The 18,524-nt window shown below is 61.2% G+C and carries 16 protein-coding genes; 9 read left to right on the top strand and 7 right to left on the bottom strand.

The window, feature by feature from the left end:
• Positions 1–73: 73 nt before the first annotated feature.
• The 3 genes from O1A05_RS03450 to O1A05_RS03440 all read left to right on the top strand — a co-directional run bounded on the left by O1A05_RS03450 (position 74) and on the right by O1A05_RS03440 (position 4,348).
• Positions 74–1,240 (top strand): nucleotide sugar dehydrogenase, encoded by a 1,167-nt coding sequence (locus O1A05_RS03450; protein ID WP_270106682.1) that lies wholly within the window; start codon positions 74–76, stop codon positions 1,238–1,240.
• 17 nt (positions 1,241–1,257) lie between these two features.
• Positions 1,258–2,265 (top strand): hypothetical protein, encoded by a 1,008-nt coding sequence (locus tag O1A05_RS03445; RefSeq protein ID WP_270106681.1) that lies wholly within the window; start codon positions 1,258–1,260, stop codon positions 2,263–2,265.
• A 121-nt stretch (positions 2,266–2,386) separates the two neighbouring features.
• Positions 2,387–4,348, top strand: coding sequence for an AAA family ATPase (locus O1A05_RS03440; RefSeq protein ID WP_270106680.1), 1,962 nt, complete (start codon positions 2,387–2,389; stop codon positions 4,346–4,348).
• Positions 4,349–4,526: 178 nt separating this feature from the next.
• Here the strand turns inward: O1A05_RS03440 and O1A05_RS03435 are convergent, their stop codons facing one another.
• Entirely contained in the window at positions 4,527–5,351 is an 825-nt protein-coding gene (locus tag O1A05_RS03435) for an ABC transporter ATP-binding protein (protein WP_270106679.1), read from the bottom strand.
• Positions 5,338–6,309 carry an ABC transporter permease gene (locus tag O1A05_RS03430; RefSeq protein WP_270106678.1) on the bottom strand — a complete coding sequence of 324 codons (972 nt, stop codon included), beginning with the start codon at positions 6,307–6,309 and terminating at the stop codon, positions 5,338–5,340. Before O1A05_RS03430 ends, O1A05_RS03435 begins: the two co-directional genes overlap by 14 nt.
• 98 nt (positions 6,310–6,407) lie before the next feature.
• On the opposite strand from O1A05_RS03430, the gene O1A05_RS03425 reads away from it, so the two are divergent.
• Positions 6,408–7,829, top strand: a complete 1,422-nt coding sequence (locus tag O1A05_RS03425; protein ID WP_270106677.1) for an aldehyde dehydrogenase family protein — start codon at positions 6,408–6,410, stop codon at positions 7,827–7,829.
• Positions 7,830–7,871: 42 nt separating this feature from the next.
• Here the strand turns inward: O1A05_RS03425 and O1A05_RS03420 are convergent, their stop codons facing one another.
• From O1A05_RS03420 to O1A05_RS03410, 3 genes are read right to left on the bottom strand one after another with little or no spacing between them, the layout of a single operon-like run.
• Positions 7,872–8,708: a hypothetical protein gene (locus O1A05_RS03420; protein ID WP_270106676.1), complete on the bottom strand. Its 837-nt coding sequence runs from the start codon at positions 8,706–8,708 to the stop codon at positions 7,872–7,874.
• The gene (locus O1A05_RS03415; protein ID WP_270107492.1) at positions 8,708–9,361 is read right to left on the bottom strand and encodes a response regulator; all 654 of its coding nucleotides are present in this window, start codon (positions 9,359–9,361) and stop codon (positions 8,708–8,710) included. Before O1A05_RS03415 ends, O1A05_RS03420 begins: the two co-directional genes overlap by 1 nt.
• A gap of 23 nt (positions 9,362–9,384) precedes the next feature.
• Positions 9,385–10,668: a sensor histidine kinase gene (locus O1A05_RS03410; RefSeq protein WP_270106675.1), complete on the bottom strand. Its 1,284-nt coding sequence runs from the start codon at positions 10,666–10,668 to the stop codon at positions 9,385–9,387.
• A 205-nt stretch (positions 10,669–10,873) separates the two neighbouring features.
• Here O1A05_RS03410 and O1A05_RS03405 point away from each other — a divergent pair, with 205 nt between their 5' ends.
• The gene (locus O1A05_RS03405; protein WP_270106674.1) at positions 10,874–11,656 is read left to right on the top strand and encodes an IclR family transcriptional regulator; all 783 of its coding nucleotides are present in this window, start codon (positions 10,874–10,876) and stop codon (positions 11,654–11,656) included.
• On the opposite strand, the gene O1A05_RS03400 is transcribed toward O1A05_RS03405, so the two are convergent.
• Complete coding sequence (locus O1A05_RS03400; RefSeq protein ID WP_270106673.1) at positions 11,648–12,592, bottom strand: MBL fold metallo-hydrolase; 945 nt, start codon at positions 12,590–12,592, stop codon at positions 11,648–11,650. The two genes, O1A05_RS03405 and O1A05_RS03400, sit on opposite strands and share 9 nt — an antisense overlap.
• A gap of 20 nt (positions 12,593–12,612) precedes the next feature.
• Complete coding sequence (locus O1A05_RS03395) at positions 12,613–13,992, bottom strand: aldehyde dehydrogenase family protein (RefSeq protein ID WP_270106672.1); 1,380 nt, start codon at positions 13,990–13,992, stop codon at positions 12,613–12,615.
• Positions 13,993–14,103: 111 nt separating this feature from the next.
• Here O1A05_RS03395 and O1A05_RS03390 point away from each other — a divergent pair, with 111 nt between their 5' ends.
• The 4 genes from O1A05_RS03390 (at position 14,104) to O1A05_RS03375 (ending at position 18,448) form a co-directional block, all read left to right on the top strand.
• Complete coding sequence (locus O1A05_RS03390; RefSeq protein WP_270106671.1) at positions 14,104–14,955, top strand: SDR family oxidoreductase; 852 nt, start codon at positions 14,104–14,106, stop codon at positions 14,953–14,955.
• 307 nt (positions 14,956–15,262) lie between these two features.
• Positions 15,263–16,663, top strand: coding sequence for an IS1380 family transposase (locus tag O1A05_RS03385; RefSeq protein WP_270105289.1), 1,401 nt, complete (start codon positions 15,263–15,265; stop codon positions 16,661–16,663).
• Positions 16,664–16,829: 166 nt separating this feature from the next.
• Positions 16,830–17,633 carry an ABC transporter substrate-binding protein gene (locus O1A05_RS03380; RefSeq protein WP_270106670.1) on the top strand — a complete coding sequence of 268 codons (804 nt, stop codon included), beginning with the start codon at positions 16,830–16,832 and terminating at the stop codon, positions 17,631–17,633.
• Positions 17,630–18,448: an ABC transporter permease gene (locus tag O1A05_RS03375; RefSeq protein WP_270106669.1), complete on the top strand. Its 819-nt coding sequence runs from the start codon at positions 17,630–17,632 to the stop codon at positions 18,446–18,448. The genes O1A05_RS03380 and O1A05_RS03375 overlap by 4 nt, the downstream gene beginning before the upstream one ends.
• The last annotated feature ends 76 nt before the right edge of the window (positions 18,449–18,524 follow it).

The following is an 18,524-nucleotide window of genomic DNA, read 5'->3' as shown; positions in this document are numbered from 1 at the left end:
GCTTGGTATCCTCGTACCGGCAGGGCCGATCAGCACCGGATGGGTCGCAAGCAGCACGACGGGGGACACTCGAATGCGGATTACCGTGGTGGGACTGGGATACGTCGGACTGGCGAATGCCGTCCTATTGGCTCGCAAACATTCGGTGGTGTCGCTCGATATTGATGTGCCACGCGTGGAGATGGTCAACAAGCGCGTCTCCCCGCTGGTGGACCAAGAGCTGATCCAGCATTTCTCAGAGGTGGAGCTGGATCTTTTCGCCACGAACGACCCTGAGGTGGCCTTCGAGGAGCCCGAGTTCGTGATCATTGCGACGCCTACCAACTACGATCCGGACACCCAGTACTTCGATACCTCCAGCGTCGAAGCAGTCCTGCAGCAGGTCGAAGACCTTGCTTCCAACGCGGCGGCGGTGATCAAATCCACCATTCCGATCGGCTTCACCCAGCGCATGCAGGATAAGCACCCCGATCTGCAGATTGTGTTCAGCCCGGAGTTCCTCCGCGAAGGTAAGGCTCTCTACGACAACCTGCACCCCAGCCGCGTGATCGCGTCGGGCGCCGAGGAACCGGCCCGACGCTTCGCCGAGATTATGGCTGATGCAGCCGAGGACGCTGACGTCCCTACGGTGGTGACCGGCACCGATGAGGCCGAGGCCATCAAACTGTTCTCCAACACGTATCTCGCCATGCGCGTGGCCTACTTCAACGAGCTCGACACCTTCGCGGTGGAGAAGGGCCTCGACGCTGGGGCAGTAATCCGTGGCGTCTCGCTCGACCCGCGCATCGGCGATCACTACAACAACCCCAGCTTCGGCTACGGCGGCTACTGCCTGCCCAAAGACACCCGGCAGCTGCGCGCCAACTACGAGGGCGTTCCCCAGAACCTCATTGACGCCATCGTGGACTCGAATCAGACCCGCATGGACTTCATCATTGAAGATGTGCTCCGCCAGAAGCCTTCTGTGGTGGGCATCCACCGCCTGGCAATGAAGGCTGGCTCGGACAACTTCCGTAGCTCGTCCATCTCTGTGGTGCTCGAGGGTCTGCGTGACCGTGGCACCGAGGTGGTCATCTATGAGCCGACCGTCGAGCAAAGCCCGATCGAGGGTGTGGCTCTGGAGAACGATCTGAACACGTTCCTGGAGCGCTCCGATTTGATCATTACCAACCGCGTTAGCGACGAGCTCGAAAGCGTTCGGGAGAAGATCTACTCCCGTGACGTTTACGGCAGGGATTGACCTACAGGCGATATTCCATGATCGAGTCCTCGTTCGAAGGCACGTCTCCGCTTCCCGAGCCCGTGCCTCAAATCACCACAACTCTCAACAAGCCTGCCCGTCGACGACCTCGGACCATCGACGACTCCCAGCACCGGGTTCGTGAGTACGAGTCGGTGGATGCGTTCATGGACGTGACCCATGAGCCCGCAGGCATCGTCACGGTGAATCACCGAAACGTGCCGATCGATCTGCTGGTGGCACCATCGAGTAGCGACACCGTGTTGGTGTTCTTCCACGGTGCCATCGAGCGGCATTTCTCATTGCCCGTGCTCTCGGGCATGGGGATCTCCGGAGGAGTGACAGCGAACCGTGTGTTCGTGTCGGATCCATCCCTGTACCTTAACGAGAAATTGCGACTGGCCTGGTATGCGGGCAATTACGCACAGGTAGACCTTCAGGACCAACTGACCCGGATCCTCGAGCACATCTTCTTCTTGCTCGGTGCGCGTCGGGTGGCCTTCTTCGGCGGTTCCGGAGGCGGCTTCGCCTCGCTGTATTATGCCAGCCGCTTCGAGAATTCCTTGGCGTTGCCGTTCAACCCGCAGACCAATATCCGCCGCTACATGGACTACGCGGTCGGCAGTTATATGAACATGGGATTCCGGGTGAATGCGCCACGGCGACGGCGACTGGCGAACAAGCCACTCTCAGTCGTGAGCAACCTGTGCACGCTCTACCATGAGCCGCAGCCGCCCCTGGTCGCGTACATGCAGAACTTGAACGACAAGACGCACATCCGTGAGCAACTGCGCCCGTTTCTGCGGCAATCGCACGCCGATAACCGGATGATGTTGTTGGCGGAACCGTGGAAGGCCGGCCATACGCCGCCACCGAAACCGCTGTTGACCAATGTTCTCGATGTGGCGTCGTCGGCAGCGTCCTGGGAAGACGGCTTGAGCGAGCTCGGATTCCAGACCCTGGACTACGAGCGCCGTCAGCGGATGGGGTTCAAGGGGTTAGCTGCAGGTCGGGGTTCTGCTTAGCGTAGGTGTCCTTGACCGGGGCCATGGGTGTACTGATGCTACATCGTCAACGTGCCGGACCAGGCCGTATCATTGGGCTTAAATGAAAATGAGTTAATTTTAGGATCTTGATGGGGGAAAATTGAAGATTACACGATTTCGAATTGAGAACTATCGCGGCATCCGTGATGCTCATGCGGAAGACTTGACCCGTCTTCCATTTGTTATCATGACAGGCCGCAACGGTACAGGCAAAAGCCTCATCCTGGAAGCTTTGGCTGCAGTATGGGCCGGTGAAATAAATCTGCCGGATCTTGTAGGTCCATACTCCAACTCGCTGTCAGTGGAACTTGCCATTGAACTCTCAGACGGTGAGTACGAATCGCTGGAGCAATGGCTAGACGATACGGGGCAAGGTCCCATCGAGCGTAGAGAAGAGCACGTACTGCAGGCCGTGGCAACATCCACTCAGGAAACGGGGCATTACGTACAACGTGACGGTGTCATCGAATCGTTGCAGAGCAGATACTTCGCCGACAATTACTCGTTTGCGAACATCGATTTGCTCTCAGCTCGCCGTCAGCCGACGCTCAACGCTGAAATTGGAGTGGATCTGAACCTGCTCGACGCCGGACAAAACGCCTTGCAGAGGCGGCAGATGATGCAGGATGAAATTCGATGGAAAAATGCGCAGCACATGCCCGATGTTGGTTCCTATCTGACGGCTCTCGATTACCGTGAGTATGTTGCTCGTCGAAACGATGGTTTGATCCCTGGCGAGTACGATCGACTCCAAGAAGCTTTTCGACATGCCACCGGTAAGACAATCTCCAGGCCGAATTTTGATCCCAACACTGGACGCCCCGAAATTGTAGTTGAAGTTCCTTCCGGGGTGACGCATGGTCTCGCGGATCTCTCGAACGGAGAGCGGGAGATGATTGGAATGTTCTACTACATTAGCCAGCTTGCCTCGCGCGGTGGCGTCCTATTGCTGGACGAACCAGAAAGGCACCTGCATCCCACATTGCAGTCAGCCGTGTTAGAGGCCATCACATCTCTCGCTGGCCAAGGGCAAGCGTTGATAGTTACGCATTCACCTACAATTGTGGCTACCATCCCTCAGGAGCAGATTTGTTCGGTGCGTGGCGCCTGGGAAGTGGCTGAAAATCAGTTGCGATGGGCCTCCGACTCCCAGGATGCCTTTGAGCCCCTTGCCGAAGTCGGGATTCAGCCCAAGGACCTGCTCCAGATGGAAGCTATCCTTGTCGTTGAAGGGCAAGATGATGCCAATCGATTGCAAATGCTCTTCGTGGAAGAACTGTCGCGGGTGAAAGTGTTGGTGGCGGGAGGCCGCGATCGGGCGCTGAGTATTTACCACGCACTTGGTCAGGCTGACGTTGGAGTGCCGCATCTATGTGTGGTTGATCGAGACTTTCTAAGCAGCGATGAGGCATCTGCACTCGAGAAGAAGGGCGTTTTCGTTTGGGGCGCTCGCATGCTGGAGAACGTCTTATTGCATGCCCCGCTTATTGCCGAAGCGGCCGGGAAGCCTGAAGATTATGTAATACAGATTATTCACGATTGTGCGGCCGAATTGAGAGCGAATGCGATCACCGTATTCACTGAACATCGCACTCTGAAGCTTCCAGTTGAGTCTCCCGACGGAGAATTCAGCGGGCTGCGGGGGCATATCGAAGATCAGATTTTCATGTGGCAGCAGAGGCTGAAATGCGGTGAGCAAGTTGCTGTCGAGGTTAAAGAGGAGCTGGAAAATGCATGGGAAGAGTCATGGCATCGTTACGTTGATGGAAAGAAGCTAATAGGTGCGGTCAATGCGAAACTAGGTGTCTACAGGGACAAGGTCACATTTATCGAGCATCTTATACGCTGGGCTCGATTGAATAAAGAAAAAATGCCACCCGAATTACATCGTTTCGAACAACGGTTATTGGAAAGCACTTCTCCCGTAATTAAAGATATTAGCAGCGCGAAGCCTGCCGAGAGTGACCTTGAAGTGCGAGTTAGGAGAGAACTCACTGATGTGGAGCCTGACTCTCGTCTCAATATTTCTGATTGGCACTACGGCGGCTGTTTTGGACAATGAGTTTCTCCGATACTTCCAGGGATGGCTTGCTGGCTGCAGTGGGTCCGTGGCCTGAATCATTGACTCTCATCGCACGTCGTTGAGGCTGAAGCGTAATTCGATAGTAGTTTTGGTTGAGTGACCTTGATCCGATTGATGTGGAGAGCTCGTAGTTACGCTCGCCGCCGACGGATGGGGCTCAAGGGGTTAGCTGCAGGTCGGGGTTCTGCTTAGCGTAGGTGTCTTTGACCGCGGTGAGGAAGGTGTTGGCGTACTCGAGCTCGCCGCGCCCGATGGCGGAGGCGAAGGTCATGTACTGTTCCATCTTCTGCTTGGTGTCCCCGTCGGCCACGATCTGACCGTCTTCCAGCCACAGCACCCGGGTACACATCTCCTCGATGGATCCCCGTGAGTGGTTGACCAGGAACACGGTGCCGGCCTGCTCGATCATCTTGTCCATGGCGTTTTTTGAGCGCTCCTGGAACGTGGCGTCGCCGGTAGCCAGCGCCTCATCCACCATTAGGATTTTCGGCTGGGCCGCCACGGAGATCGCGAACTTTAGGCGAGCCCCCATGCCAGAGGAGTACGTGTTCATCGGCTGGTTGATAGAGGGGCCGATCTGCGCCAGATCGATCACTGATTCCCGGGTGGCCTCGGCCTCCTCAGGGGAGAAGCCCATGGCCAACAGGCCCAGAATCACGTTCTCGGATCCCGACAGGTTGGGGATCAGCGCGGCACCCACGCCCAGCAACTGTGGCTTAGCGGAGGTGTACACCCGGCCGGTGCTGACTGATTCCAGTCCAGACAGGGCGCGTAGCAGCGTGGACTTACCGGAGCCGTTGCGGCCGATGACCCCGATGAACTCGCCCTCGCGGGCAGCGAAAGAGATGCCCTTGAGCACCGGCTTGATGATGCGGCGGGTGTTGAATCGCAGAGGGTTCCGCGATTTCTGGACGGTGCGGACTTTGTAGCCGAGGTGGATGTTGTCGGCCAAAACAGTAATGCGGGGATCAGCGCTCGTCACGGGCGTAGTCCTCCTCAGCCTGCCAGAAGTAGATGAATCCGAAACTCAGCAGACCCACTGCCCAGGCCGCCAGGCCCAGCCAGGTGGATAGATCGGGGATGGTGTTCTCCATGAGGATGGTTCGATAGGCGTCCAGGATCATGTACACCGGGTTGGCCTTGACGATGGCCAGGGCAGTGGGGTGATCCAGGAACCGCTCGACCGGGAAGATCACGCCCGAGGCGTACATCAGCACACGCACTACGAAACTCATCGCTTGAGCGACATCCGGGAACTTGAAGCCGAAGCGGGCAAAGAAGAACGCGATCCCCAGGTTGATCAGGGTCTGCAATACGAGCACCACGGGCACGAATAGCCAGACGGTGCTGATCGTGACGTGCGGTGGAATGGCCAGGATCATCACCATCATCACCACGATGATGAGTACCTGGGCCAACAGCTCGCGGATCACCAGTGAAATGGGGATCGCGGCTCTCGGATAGGAGAACGACTTGATCATCGCCTTGGAACTGACGATGCAGCGCACGCTCTGCGACAGGGTGCCAGAGGTGAACTGGAACATCAGGATGCCGATGATGATGAACGCCACGAAGTTGTCCATGCCACGGCTGACCCCGAGCACCACCCCGAAGATCAGCCAATAGAAGGCAGCCAGCAAGATGGGGCTGAGCACCAGCCAGAGTGGCCCCAGGCGGGTGTCATTCGTGCGGCTGAGCACCTTGTTACGGGACTCACGCATGATGAAATGACGCCGCTGCCAGACCTCGGCCAAGTACTCACCCATCGGGGCGCGGCCACCCATGGGTTTCAGGTGCCTGGTCTCGCCATAGAGGTCGGTGACTCGACCGGCCAGGTGCGTGGTTTCCATCTCCCGCAGGAAACGCAGCTCATCCTGGTCGAGCGTACGCCGAGCACGGCGCACGGTGGCGCTGCTGCGGCCTCTGTATTGCGTAGTCATCCACAACAGGGTATCGCGAACAGACAGCCGGATCTGATTCTCGTTGGGCGCATCTGAACTCCAGCCCTCACGGAGGTGTGCTCGCTACGCTGGAGGGCATGACTGAAACGCGAGCCACCCCGTCAGAGCAGATCGCCCCGATCGTCGCTTCCCTGCGCGACACCGCACGGTCCCGAGCCACGCACAGCCGCCGGTTCCGGGTGGAAGGGCTGAAGGCACTGCGCCGGATGCTGGACGAGCAGTCGCATCGGATCGCCCTGGCGCTGCGCGAGGATCTGGGCAAGTCCGAGACGGAAGCGTTGGCCACCGAAATCGGAGTGGTGAAGTCCGAGGTGGACCACACGCTGCTGCATCTGACGGATTGGATGGAGCCGAGCCCGGTGAAGGTGCCGCTGGCGTTCCAGCCAGCCAGCGCCCATGTGGCGCCGCGACCGCTAGGCACGGTGTTGATCATTGCGCCGTGGAACTACCCGTTTCAGCTGGCGATCAACCCGCTGGTGGGGGCGATCGCGGCCGGGAACACCGTGGTGGTCAAGCCTTCGGAGAAGGCGCCGGCCACCTCGAAGGTGATCGCCGAGCTGGTGGAAGAGTATCTGGATCCCCGCGCCGTGCGCGTGGTGGAGGGTGGCGCCGAGGCGGTGACCGAGTTGCTGGAGCAGCGCTTCGACCACATCTTCTACACCGGTGGTGAGCGCGTGGGCCGCATTGTCTATGAGGCGGCGGCGAAGCAGCTGACTCCGGTGACCCTGGAGTTGGGCGGCAAGTCGCCGTGCGTGGTGTCCGACGGGCGCAACTGGCAGACGATCGCCCGGCGCATCGCCTTCGGCAAGTTCACCAACGCCGGGCAGACCTGTGTGGCCCCGGACTACGTGCTGGCCGTGGGGGCGCGCTCGGAACGGGAGCTGCAGAAGCGGCTGCCCGAGGTGATCTCGGAGTTCTACGGCGCGAATCCGGCGGCGTCGAAGGATTATGCGCGGCTGGTCGACACGGCTCAGGCCGAACGGCTGGAGTCGCTGCTGCGCGAGGCCCTGTCCGGTCCGAACCCGGCGCGACTGGTCTCCGGCGGCACGGTGGATGTGCCCGGCCGGTACATGGAGCCCACGGTGCTCGCCGACGTGGACCCGGATTCGGCGCTGATGCAGGAGGAGATCTTCGGGCCGATCCTGCCGATCATCCGGGTGGACACGTTTGACGAGGCGATCGCCTTCATCGCGGAGCGCCCGCACCCGCTGGCCGCGTATCTGTTCACCGACCGGCATCGGTACCACAAGGCGTTCCAGGAGCAGGTCACCGCCGGCGGGCTGGGGTTTGATGTCGCCCTGCTGCACGCGGGATTACACACCTTGCCCTTCGGAGGGGTGGGGCCCTCTGGGATGGGCAGCTACCACGGGGAGGCCAGCTTCCGGACGTTCTCGCAGATGCGCCCGTCGCTGACGAAGTCCGACCAGGTGGACACCTTACGCATGGCCTACCCGCCCTACACCTGGCCCAAACGCCAGGCGATCAAGCGGCTGATGTAGCAGCGCACTTGATCGCCTGAGGTTCGGTGATGGGGGTGTTCGTTAGCGGCGCTCGACCGTGACGTCACCGACGTTGGTGCGAGCCACGATGGTGGGACCGCTTCCTTCACGGAGGTCGGAGTCGACATCAAGTTCGCCCACTTCGTTGGTGGCGCGCACGGACCAGGCTTCGCAGCAGGGGACGGTGACGTCCACATTGCCGACGTCCAGTCGGGCGATGACATCGGCGCGGTGGTCCTCGGTGAGGCCGATCTGCAGCTGACCCACCTGGCCCTGGGCGACGATTTCCTCACTGGCGGACACGGCCGGCAGGTTGATGTTGCCCACGTTGGTGGACACGTGCAGCCGCTCGAACGAGCCGGAGGCCTCGATATTGCCCACGGAGTTACGTACCGAAAGATCCAGCGACTCGGAGAGCTCCGTGGGGATGACCACCAGCAGGTCGAGGCTGTCGCCCAGGGCCCAGCCGATATTGCCCTGGAAGTTCGGGCGCTGCAAGGTGACCGAGGTTTCGGCGTTGCTGCCGGTGCCCTCTTCGCTGATCTCCCAGTGGCCCTGGGTGGTCTCATCCGTGTCGGTGAGGGTGGTGGAGCCGCGATCGACGAGGCCGAGCTCGATCTCATCGACGGCTTCCGAGACCTGGACGCGCACGGAGCCCACACCGGAGTCCAGATCCAGGGAGGTGGGGGTGCCGATGCTCTGACGCAGCGGGATCTCTTCGAAGTCGGCGCGGTCAACGGCAGCAGCGATGCTGGAGGCACCGAGGCCGCCGAGGCTGAGCAACACAGTGAGTGCGGCGATGACGGTGATGGTGATGCGCGTGGACCGCGCGTTGGTGGGGTCGGTGGGACGGGACGGGATCACGGTGGAGGTTGGCATCAGTGGTTCTCCGATTCGAGATAGCGCAGCACGGCCATCACGCGACGGTTCTCGCCGTCGACGGGTGGCAGGCCAAGTTTGATGAACAGGGAGGAGACGTGCTTCTCGACGCTCCCGGGTGAGATGAACAGGGTCTGGGCGATGGCGGCGTTGGACCGGCCCTCGGCCATGAGCTGGAGGGTTTCCCTCTCGCGCGGGGTGAGCTCGTTGAGCACATTGCTCTGCCGGGAGCGGACCAGGATCTGCTGGACCGCCTCCGGATCCAGCGCGGTGCCGCCGGAGCCGACCGAGGCGACGACGCGGAGGAAGTCCTCCACGTCCGCCACGCGATCCTTGAGCACGTAGCCCAGGGAGCCGTTGGATGCAGCGATGAGCTCGGAGGCGTAGCGCTCCTCCACGTATTGGGAGAGCACCAGCAGGGCGACGTCCGGGTTCTGAGCCCGGATCAGCGCGGCGGCGCGAATGCCCTCATCGGTGAAGGTGGGTGGCATGCGCACATCCACGATCGCCAGCTGCGGAGTGTGGCGGCTGACGGCATCGAGCAGGTCGTTGGCGTTGTCGACCGCGGCGAGGACGTGATGTCCGGCGTCGGTGAGCAGCCGTTCCAGCCCGGCCCGCAGCAGCACCGAGTCTTCGGCGATGACGATGGTCATGGGGGTCGTCTCGGGGCTGCTGGTCATGACTGCTCCTCGGGGGTCGGGGCCGGCTGGTGCTGGGCCTGCGTGGTGAGCGGGACGTGGGCGGTGATCACGGTGGGTCCACCCACGGGGCTGTCGATCTCGAAGGAACCGCCGGTGGCGCGCACCCGGTCGCTCAGCCCGGCCAGGCCGGTGGAGACCCCATCGCGGCGCACCATGGCTCCGCCGCGGCCGTCGTCTTCAACGCGCAAGTAGAGCTGCTCGTGCTCCACCGTGACGAGCACCGTGGCCCGGGAGGCATGGGAGTGCTTGGTGATATTGGTCAGCGTCTCGGCGATCACGAAGTACGCCACCGCTTCTTGTTCGCGCGGCAGTCGACCCGGAACGGAGACGTTGAGGTCCACCGGGATGGCGGAGCGGGCGGCCAGTGAAGACAAGGCAGCGTCGAGTCCGCGATCCGACAGCACGGCCGGGTGGATGCCGCGGGCCAACTGACGCAGGTCCGTGATCACTGCTTTTGCTTCCGTGTGAGCCTCGTCGACCAGGTGCTTGGCGGAGTCGAGATCCTGATCCATCTTGGTCTTGGCCATCCCCAGCGTCATGGCCAGGGAGACCAGCCGCGGCTGGATGCCGTCGTGCAGATCGCGCTCGATGCGCATCCGCTCCTGCTCGGCAGCGTCGACCGCGCCCTGACGGCGGGCCGAGAGCTCGTGCACCTCCTCGCGCAGCGCCTCATCGCCATTGGGCAACATGACCCGGGCCAGGCCGCGCTCGGCGAAGACACCCGCGGTGAGGGCAGCCAGGCCAGCGAGGAACCAGAGCGCGCCGCCGAGGATCAGCAGCACCGGACCGGGCTGCCAGGCCAGCACCCGGGCGTCCGGGACCACGATGGACGCCTCGATGGAGGTCCACAGCGCCCAGATGCCGGAGTAGAAGACGAGACTGGGGAAGAACGCGATGAACATGTTCAAGTGGTGGTGCAGCACCGAGCGCCAGAACGGCCAGGAGATGACCGTCAGGCCCAGGGTGTGCAGCCAGCCCAGGAAGCCGGGCTTGTCGGAGACGGAGCGAGCCGGCTCGATGGTGTCGATGCCGTGGACGGCCAGGGCGCGGCGGCGCTCGAGGCGTGCGATCCAGCGCATGACCATCACCCAGGGCACCAGCAGCAGCACGCCCATCAGCCCGGCAGGCAGGGAACCAATGCCGGTGAAGAAGATGGACACGCTGACGATGAGCCAGGTGACGGACAGCAGTCCGGAGAGGAGGACGCTGGCCGCGCCCACGAGGAAATAGGGGCGAGGAGCTGTGGTGGTGGTGTTCATGGTTCCACCCTATTTTTGGACCGTGCCGGCGCGGAACGCGGTTCTCCGCCGAGATGACCGAGGGTTTTCCCTACCAGCCTACGGCCCGGCCTGCTGGCATCCCTAGGATGTTGTAGTGCGGCGCCGGGGAGCACTGCGTCGAAGTGAAAGTTGCTGTGCTGACGCCGATAAGGTGACGGTATGGGACGAATATGGAGTGGTGATCATGTCTCAACGAATTGTTCGTGAACCTTCTGGCCGTGGGTCGGTCACGTCTCGCGCTCTCTCCGTACTTGATACCTTCGAGCCCGGACGGGAGCATCAGACTTTGAGCGATATCTCTCGGCGGGCTGGTTTACCTGTGGCCACAGCCCATCGCTTGATTAGCGAACTCGTAGACTGGGGCGGGTTGGAGCGGAAAGGGAAGCACTATTCCGTCGGCCAGCGCATTTGGGCTCTCGGCCACCTTGCCGTGATGCAGAAGAGCTTGACCGGGGTGGCGGCCCCACACATGCAGGATGTTCTCTTCATTACACAGAACGTTGTGAATCTTTTCGTTCCTGAAGACAACGATGTGCTTTTGGTTGAGCGAATGTCTGGTTCGTTGGTCAAAGTCCCTTTTCGGAGGGTGGGCGAGAAGGTCTCTTATAACGGTTCTGCCGGTGGCAAGGTGCTGCTGGCATATGCGCCCGACAGTGTGGTCGAAGCAGTGTTGGAATCTCCGGCACGCTATACGAAAAAGACCTTGGTTTCTCCTGGTGAGATCAAACGTGAAAGCCGACGAGTGCGAGAGCAGGGATTTGCCACCTCTATGGAGGAGACGGCTGAAGGGCATTACGGGCTGGCCGTGCCGATCACCATCGGCGATGGTCGCGTCGTCGCAGCGATCGGTGTGGTGACCCTGGCCGGTCCTGCTCCTGTGGGCACGGTGGTTCCGGTTTTGCGGATCGCAGCTCGCGCCATCGGCCGGCAACTGACGTTGGATGATGGTGGGGTCTGGTCAGTGTGAGGCCACCGTGAAACGCTGACCGCTATGGGCCACTGATATGGGTCCCGAATACGTCGTTGCCGCCCGGGATTGCCACATGTCTTCGGACATTTGCCCCGCTAAATGAGACAGGACGAGGTGCTTCGCCCCCGCAGCCTTGGCGACACGCCCAGCTCCCTCGGGTGGGGTATGAGAGTTGGCTTGATGCGCGATAAAGGCTGGTGCGAATTTTTTCCGTCGGTAGAAGTCAAGATTCACCGCCTCGTGGATGAGCATGTCGCAATCGCGAGCAAGCGCAACCAAGGCCTTCGATTCCGCTGTATCGCCGGAGATGACCGCAGAACCGTAGCGTGTGTCGAATCGATATGCAACGGCCGGAAAAACGGGGGGATGGTCGACCAAGACGGCACTCACCACCACGTGCAGGTCACGATAGACCTCGAAGATCCGTTCGCTTCCTGGTTCCGGAACATCGAGATCTACGGTTTCCAACAGATCGGAGAAATGCGGTCGCGACTCATCATTCTCTCGAATGTGAAGGTCGTAGCTGAATGCCTCCTGGATGTGGGCCATCATTCCTGACGTGCCGTGCAAGCGGGGATTCTTCTGTTCGAAAGACGGGTCTGGTCCGGGGCCGAATAGCTTCACTTGTTTTTCGAATCCGTCCACCGGACTGCCCCAGTTCCACATGAGAAATGCGGGTAGCTCGGCCACATGGTCCGAATGGAGATGTGTGATGAACCCGGCGCGAAGATGCTTGCCGCGAAGTCCTGATTCGTGAGCGGAGCGCGTGCAACCCAGCCCAAAATCTACGATGTAGAAGGCGCCATCTACGAGGACTGCGGTGGACATGCCTGCCTCGCATCCTCGAATGGCAGGGCCGGCGGCTACGCCCAAGGTGATGATCTCGAACTGAGGCACGTTCTGCTGGTTGCTTGGCAATTGCTTGTGTTCCATTCCGTGTTTGTCGTTTCGTCTCAGCGTTGCGACAGCCGACGTCGATTGATCGTGCGAAGCTCGAGGTAACTTTCGAGTCCCCAGCGACCACGCTCTCGTCCCACTCCCGAATGACCCCAGCCGCCGAAGGGCGCATCGACTTCCACCACCGTGTGCTGGTTAATCCAGACAGTGCCTGCTTCGATGTGTTGTGCGATGGCGGAGGCACGCTCTTCGTCCGCGCCCCATACGGAGGCTCCCAGCCCGAAAGCGTCGGCGTTCAGCGACTCGATGAGTTCGTGGAGATCGGCGTAGCCCACAATGGGCAGGGCCGCGCCGAACTGTTCCTCGCTCACCAGCGGAGTTTCAGGGTCAGGAACGGAGACAATTGTCGGATCCCAGAAGTACCCGGGCAGATCGCAGGTGGACGCGCCGCCGATGGCGACGGTGCCGCCATCCACCACCGCTCGGTCGACGAGTTCGCGCACCCTGTTGAGTTGATTCTGATGGTGCAGGGGGCCGAGCGTGGTGGTGGCGTCGAGGCCATGCCCCACGGTCAAACGTCCCACGGCTGCCGTGAAGGCCTCGATGCAGTCGTCGAGTCTGGCTTGCGGCACATAGACTCGCTTGACAGCCATGCAGACCTGCCCGGCATTGCGGAAGGCCGACGCGACGATGCCCTGTGCTGTTGCTTCCAGATCGGCGTCCTCCAAGATAATGGCAGGGTCATTGCCCCCAAGCTCGAGGGTGGCCCGCTTCATAGTGGGGGCGGCCTGCTGGATCATGGCGACTCCGACCTCCGTTGACCCGGTGAAGGAGATCTTCCGAATTGCGGGGTGTTCGCTGATCGCTACTGACATTTCTCGACCCGGGTCGGTCAGGACCTGCAGCACTCCTTTTGGAAGATGTCGTTGAAGCACCTGCGCGTAGGCCAGGGTGGATAACGGTGTGGTGGCGGCTGGTTTGGAGATCACGGTGCACCCGGCGGCGAGGGCTGGGGCGACTTTCACCCCGAGTAACGAGATAGGAAAATTCCAGGGCGTTATTGCCCCGACTAGTCCCACCGGAAGTTGTTGTACGCTCACCGAACGACCGCTTCGCTCCGGCAGTTCAGTCGATTCATCCCATTCAAGGTCTGCGTAATAGTTCAAGAGCTCTGCAGCGGTCATGAATTCCGTTTCGGCCTCGAGGAGAGGCTTGCCCTGCTCGCGCGTCAAAATCGCCCCGAGCGTGCCGACGTTCAATCGGAGGTCTGCAGCCGCAGCACGCATTGCTTCCCGTCGAGCATCTCGATTCTTGGCCCACACGCGGCTGATGGACTGTGACTCCTGCACCGCGCGTTCCAGGTCCTCTGCCGAAGACCATGGTGCATGATCAACTAGTTCTAGCGAGGCGGGGTCAGTGATATTGAAGGTTCGCATCGGGCGTTGACCTTTCGTGGATCGCAGAATCGAACGGTTCCCACTCTTTCACCGGTGCGCGCGGGGATCTTTTTTCTTTCCGACAGATGGAAAGAACGAGAAGGCTCATCTGTGATCTTCATTACGCTTGCGGCACGAGGTTTCATGACGGCAGGAGAAAAAATGACCAAGACCGAGAATCCGGTTCGCCCTGTGCTCGTGACGGGTTCGTCCTCAGGTATCGGTGCCGCCATTTGTGCGGTGCTCCATGATCGGGGGGTGCCCGTGATCGGTGTCGACCGGAATCCTCGATCATCCACGCACTGGGATGCGATCACGGCCGACCTAACGGACCCCGCGGCAGTCCTTTCGATCCTTGACGCCCTTCCCGACAAATTGGCGGGTCTGGTCAACGCTGCTGGTGTCCCCGGTACGTATCAGGCAAGGAACGTTCTCGCAGTGAACTTTCTGGCGCTGAAGGAGATCTCGACTGCGGTGGCACCGCGTCTTGACCGTGGCGGCTTCATCGTCAATATCTGTTCTTCGGTAGCGGAGGATTGGAGCGATCGAGCCGACATGCTCTGCGCGGCGATTCAGGAGAACGACCTTGACAGCGTCATGGAACAATTCGCTGGCGAAATTGCTGAAGGGGCCTACCGGTTCTCCAAGGAATGCGTGCGCGCGTGGACGCAGTTTCAAGCGGCCCACTTGCTGCCTCAGGGTGTCCGCGTCAATTCAGTGAGTCCTGGACCGGTGGACACGCCAATTCTGAATGATTTCAAAGCGGACCATGGGGTCGAGAAAGTCGAGAGTGCCGCGCTCGTCACGAATGGTTTCGGTAAACCTGAGGATATAGCGCACGTGGTGAGCTTTCTGGCTTCGCCCGCAAGTGTATGGATCAACGGCACTGACGTGGTTGTCGACGGAGGGCTACAAGCTGCGCGGAACGTCGGCCCGATGGGCGAGGTCTCGCGGAAAGGGTGAAAGATAGATATGGAACACAAGCACAAGAGAAGAAGAACGCCGCACTATCTTTCCGTCGTGATATTGGGGGTTTTGGCTCTGGCCATGACGTCCTGTGGCGTTGGCCAGGGTAGCGCGGTCGAAATCGACGACGGTGACGTTATCCGAGTGGGCGTGGTCCCGACGTCGGCAGCGGCTCCCTTATCCTTGATCCACCGATGAGCATGCTTGGTACTGGTACGTAATTAAGAACGAAATGCCCGTCTGACCGGGAAGAATGGCACTTGTTCAGGGTTCCGTTCCACCGCGATGAGAGGGCATCTCGCAGATGCAAGTTTCCCACACCCGTTCCGCACTGTCAGCTTCCTTCGACGAGCCGAACCTCATCGGCTCCGCCGGACTGGTCCCGATGATGGAGCTGGCCGCCGAGGCCGGCCTGCACCAGCTGGCCAAGGGGCGATTGACGGTGCCGACCGACAAGGGCGCCAACGCCGGGGCCAAGATCGCGGCCCTGGTGGCCGGCATGTGCGCCGGAGCCGACTCGATCGACGACATGGCCATCCTGCGCCACGGGGCGATGAAACGAATCTTCAACGCCTGCTACGCGCCCTCGACCCTGGGTTCGTTCCTGCGTGCGTTCACCTTCGGGCACGTCCGCCAGCTCGACGCGGTCGCCTCCGGACTGTTGGCCAACCTCTCCGTCAGGGCATCGGTGCTGGGAAGCCCCGGCGCCGGACAGTTCGTCTATGTGGATGTGGACGACACGATCATCGAGGTCCACGGCTATCAGAAGCAGGGCTCCGGGTACGGATACTCGGGCGTGCGTGGACTCAACGCCTTGCTGGCCACGGCGAGCACCGAGACTGCGGCCCCGGTGATCTTGGGTCAGCGTCTGCGTCGCGGAGCGGTGGGCTCCCCACGCGGGGCCTGCCGGTTGATCGCCGACGCGCTGGCCACGCTCAAGCGACTGCCTCCGGACTCTGGCGCCCGGATGTTGGTCCGTGCCGACTCGGCTTTCTACGGGCACGCCACCGTGGCCACCGCGTTGAAAGCCGGTGCCGACGTCTCGGTCACCGTGCGGATGAATCTGGCGGTCAAGGCCGCCATCGCCACCATCGCCGACGATGCCTGGACCGGCATCGAATACCCCGAGGCGATCTACGACGAGACCACCGGCACCTGGGCCTCCAAAGCCGAGGTCGCCGAGGTGTCCTTCACCGCGTTCACCTCGAGAAAGAAAGCCGAACGGATCCCCGGACGGCTGGTGGTGCGCCGCATCCCAGAACTGAACCTCAGGCAGGACGACGGGCAGCCGACGTTGTTCGACACGCACCGGTTCCACGCCTTCTTCACCACCGTGGATCCGGAAGTGTTGGACACGGTGGCCGCGGACCGGACCCACCGGCAACACGCGATCATCGAGCAAGTCAACGCCGACCTGAAAGACAGCGCCCTGGCCCACCTGCCCTCCGGCCACTTCGGGGCCAACAGCGCCTGGCTGGTCTGCGCGGTGATGGCCTACAACCTCACCCGCACCGCCGGGATCCTCGCCGCCGGCACCTTCACCAAAGCCCGCACCGGCACCATCCGGGCCAGACTCGTGAACATCCCGGCCCGAATCGCCTCCAGCGCCCGCAAAATTCGAATCAGACTGCCCGAGGCCTGGCCCTGGCAACAGGGACTCGAACGGCTCTTCACCGCCATCCACCCGCCACCACAATCGGCATAGCCAACCGACCGAACGCTGCGCCCCGGCACGACCGAAGGACCAACAGTGGAACACCACCGGCAGCGAGGCCGGTTACTTCCTCACGCCCAAAATCGATTCACCCGGTGCTTCCGGAATCACACTCCGGCCTGAACCCGCGTCGGTGGATCGAGGCTTATACATTGCCATGGAACAGGGGTACTTTGAACAATACGGACTGGATGTAGAGGTCCAGATCGCACAGAACGCCGCGGCGGTGGCACCTTCTGTACTAAATGGTCAGTTGCAGTTCGGCTTCGCGGCTGCCTCGCCGTTCATCGGCGCCGTCAGCAGGGGGCTTCCTCTCTATGCAGTAGCGAACTCGTCGTCGAATTCGGTCGACGGATCGGACGAGACGGGGCTCGTCGCCGTGGCGGATTCGCCGCTGGAGCGTCCTCGTGATCTGGTTGGTAAAACGGTAGCGGTGAACGGACTGTCGGCACTGCCGCATGTGGCCGCGATGGAAGCGATTGAACGCGATGGCGGCGATCCGGATACGGTGACCTTCGTGGCGATGCCGTTCCCTGACATGATCGGCGCATTGCGGCAGGGTCGTATCGATGCTGCTGCGCTGGCGGAGCCGTTCTACAGTCGCTCACTTGATGCGGGCTACCAGCAACTCAGCACTCTCTACGCCACAGCATTCGAACCTGGTTCCACCACTACCCTGTACTTCACGGCGGGCCCGTTTATCGAGACGAACCCCGAGGTGGTCGAGAACTTCACCAACGCGATTGAACTGGCTATCGCGGACGCGGCGCGGGACGATCAACTGGTGCGCGACGTTCTCGTCGAATACGGGAACATGGATCCACAAGCCGCACAGACGATGGGATTGCCTCATTACTCGACAGAACTGACTCCACACGGTCTGGAACAGATCAGCGATGTCATGGCCAAGTTCGACATCATTACTGAGCCTATTGAAGGTTCGGAGGTGATCTACCCATGACCGCGATAGCAAGTACTCGCCGTCCTCGGCTTGAGGGTGCGTCCACACATATCCTGGAGAAATCGATTGGCTGGGTGACGATTCTCGTGGCCCTGGGCTTCTGGCAGATTTTCAGTGTTGCCGGCGTCCTGTCTTCGGACGTGTTCCCCAGCGCAGGGGCGGTGATCGTCGAACTGGTCCAGCTCATCATCACCTCAGCCTTCTGGCTGGACATCTGGGCTACCGTCTCCGGAGCGCTCATCGGATTGCTGCTGGTGCTAGTAATCGGGTCGGTCGCCGCGCTGCTCATCGGGACCATGCGTCCTGTGGACCGATCCACCTGGTTCGTTATCGAATTCCTGAAGCCCGTGCCGCCGATTGCCCTGATCCCGCTGGGCCTGCTCCTGTGGGGGCCGAGTCCGACGATGAAAATCGCGTTGGTGACCTTCGGCGCGATGTGGCCGTTCTTGACTCAGATGGTCTACGGGATCCGGCAGACGAACAACGTCGCCCTGGATATGGCTTCGTCCTATCGGCTGGGATGGCGGCTGACGACACAGCACATCGTGCTGCCGACGCTGGTGCCCTACGCACTGACCGGTCTGCGGATCTCCGCTTCCATCGCCGTGATCGTCGCGGTGGTCACGGAACTGGTCGGAGGCGCCGACGGCATCGGCCAAACCATCGCCGTGAGCCAGGCGAACGGCGTCCTGGACACGATGTACGCCTACATCATCACGGCAGGAGTGCTCGGAGTGGGCATCAATGTGGTCTTCGGACTCCTTGAGAAGCCACTGCTTTTCTGGCATCCGTCGCAACAGGGAGGGAAGAACTGATGAGCGTTCACGCTGATTCCAGCGTCTCGACTCGAACCAGGACGCCCTGGAGGACCTCGACCTCACGAGGGTTTAC

The sequence above is a fragment of the Citricoccus sp. NR2 genome (assembly GCF_027594385.1).
Lineage (GTDB): Bacteria > Actinomycetota > Actinomycetes > Actinomycetales > Micrococcaceae > CmP2.
This window is presented reverse-complemented; position numbering and strand designations above follow the sequence as displayed.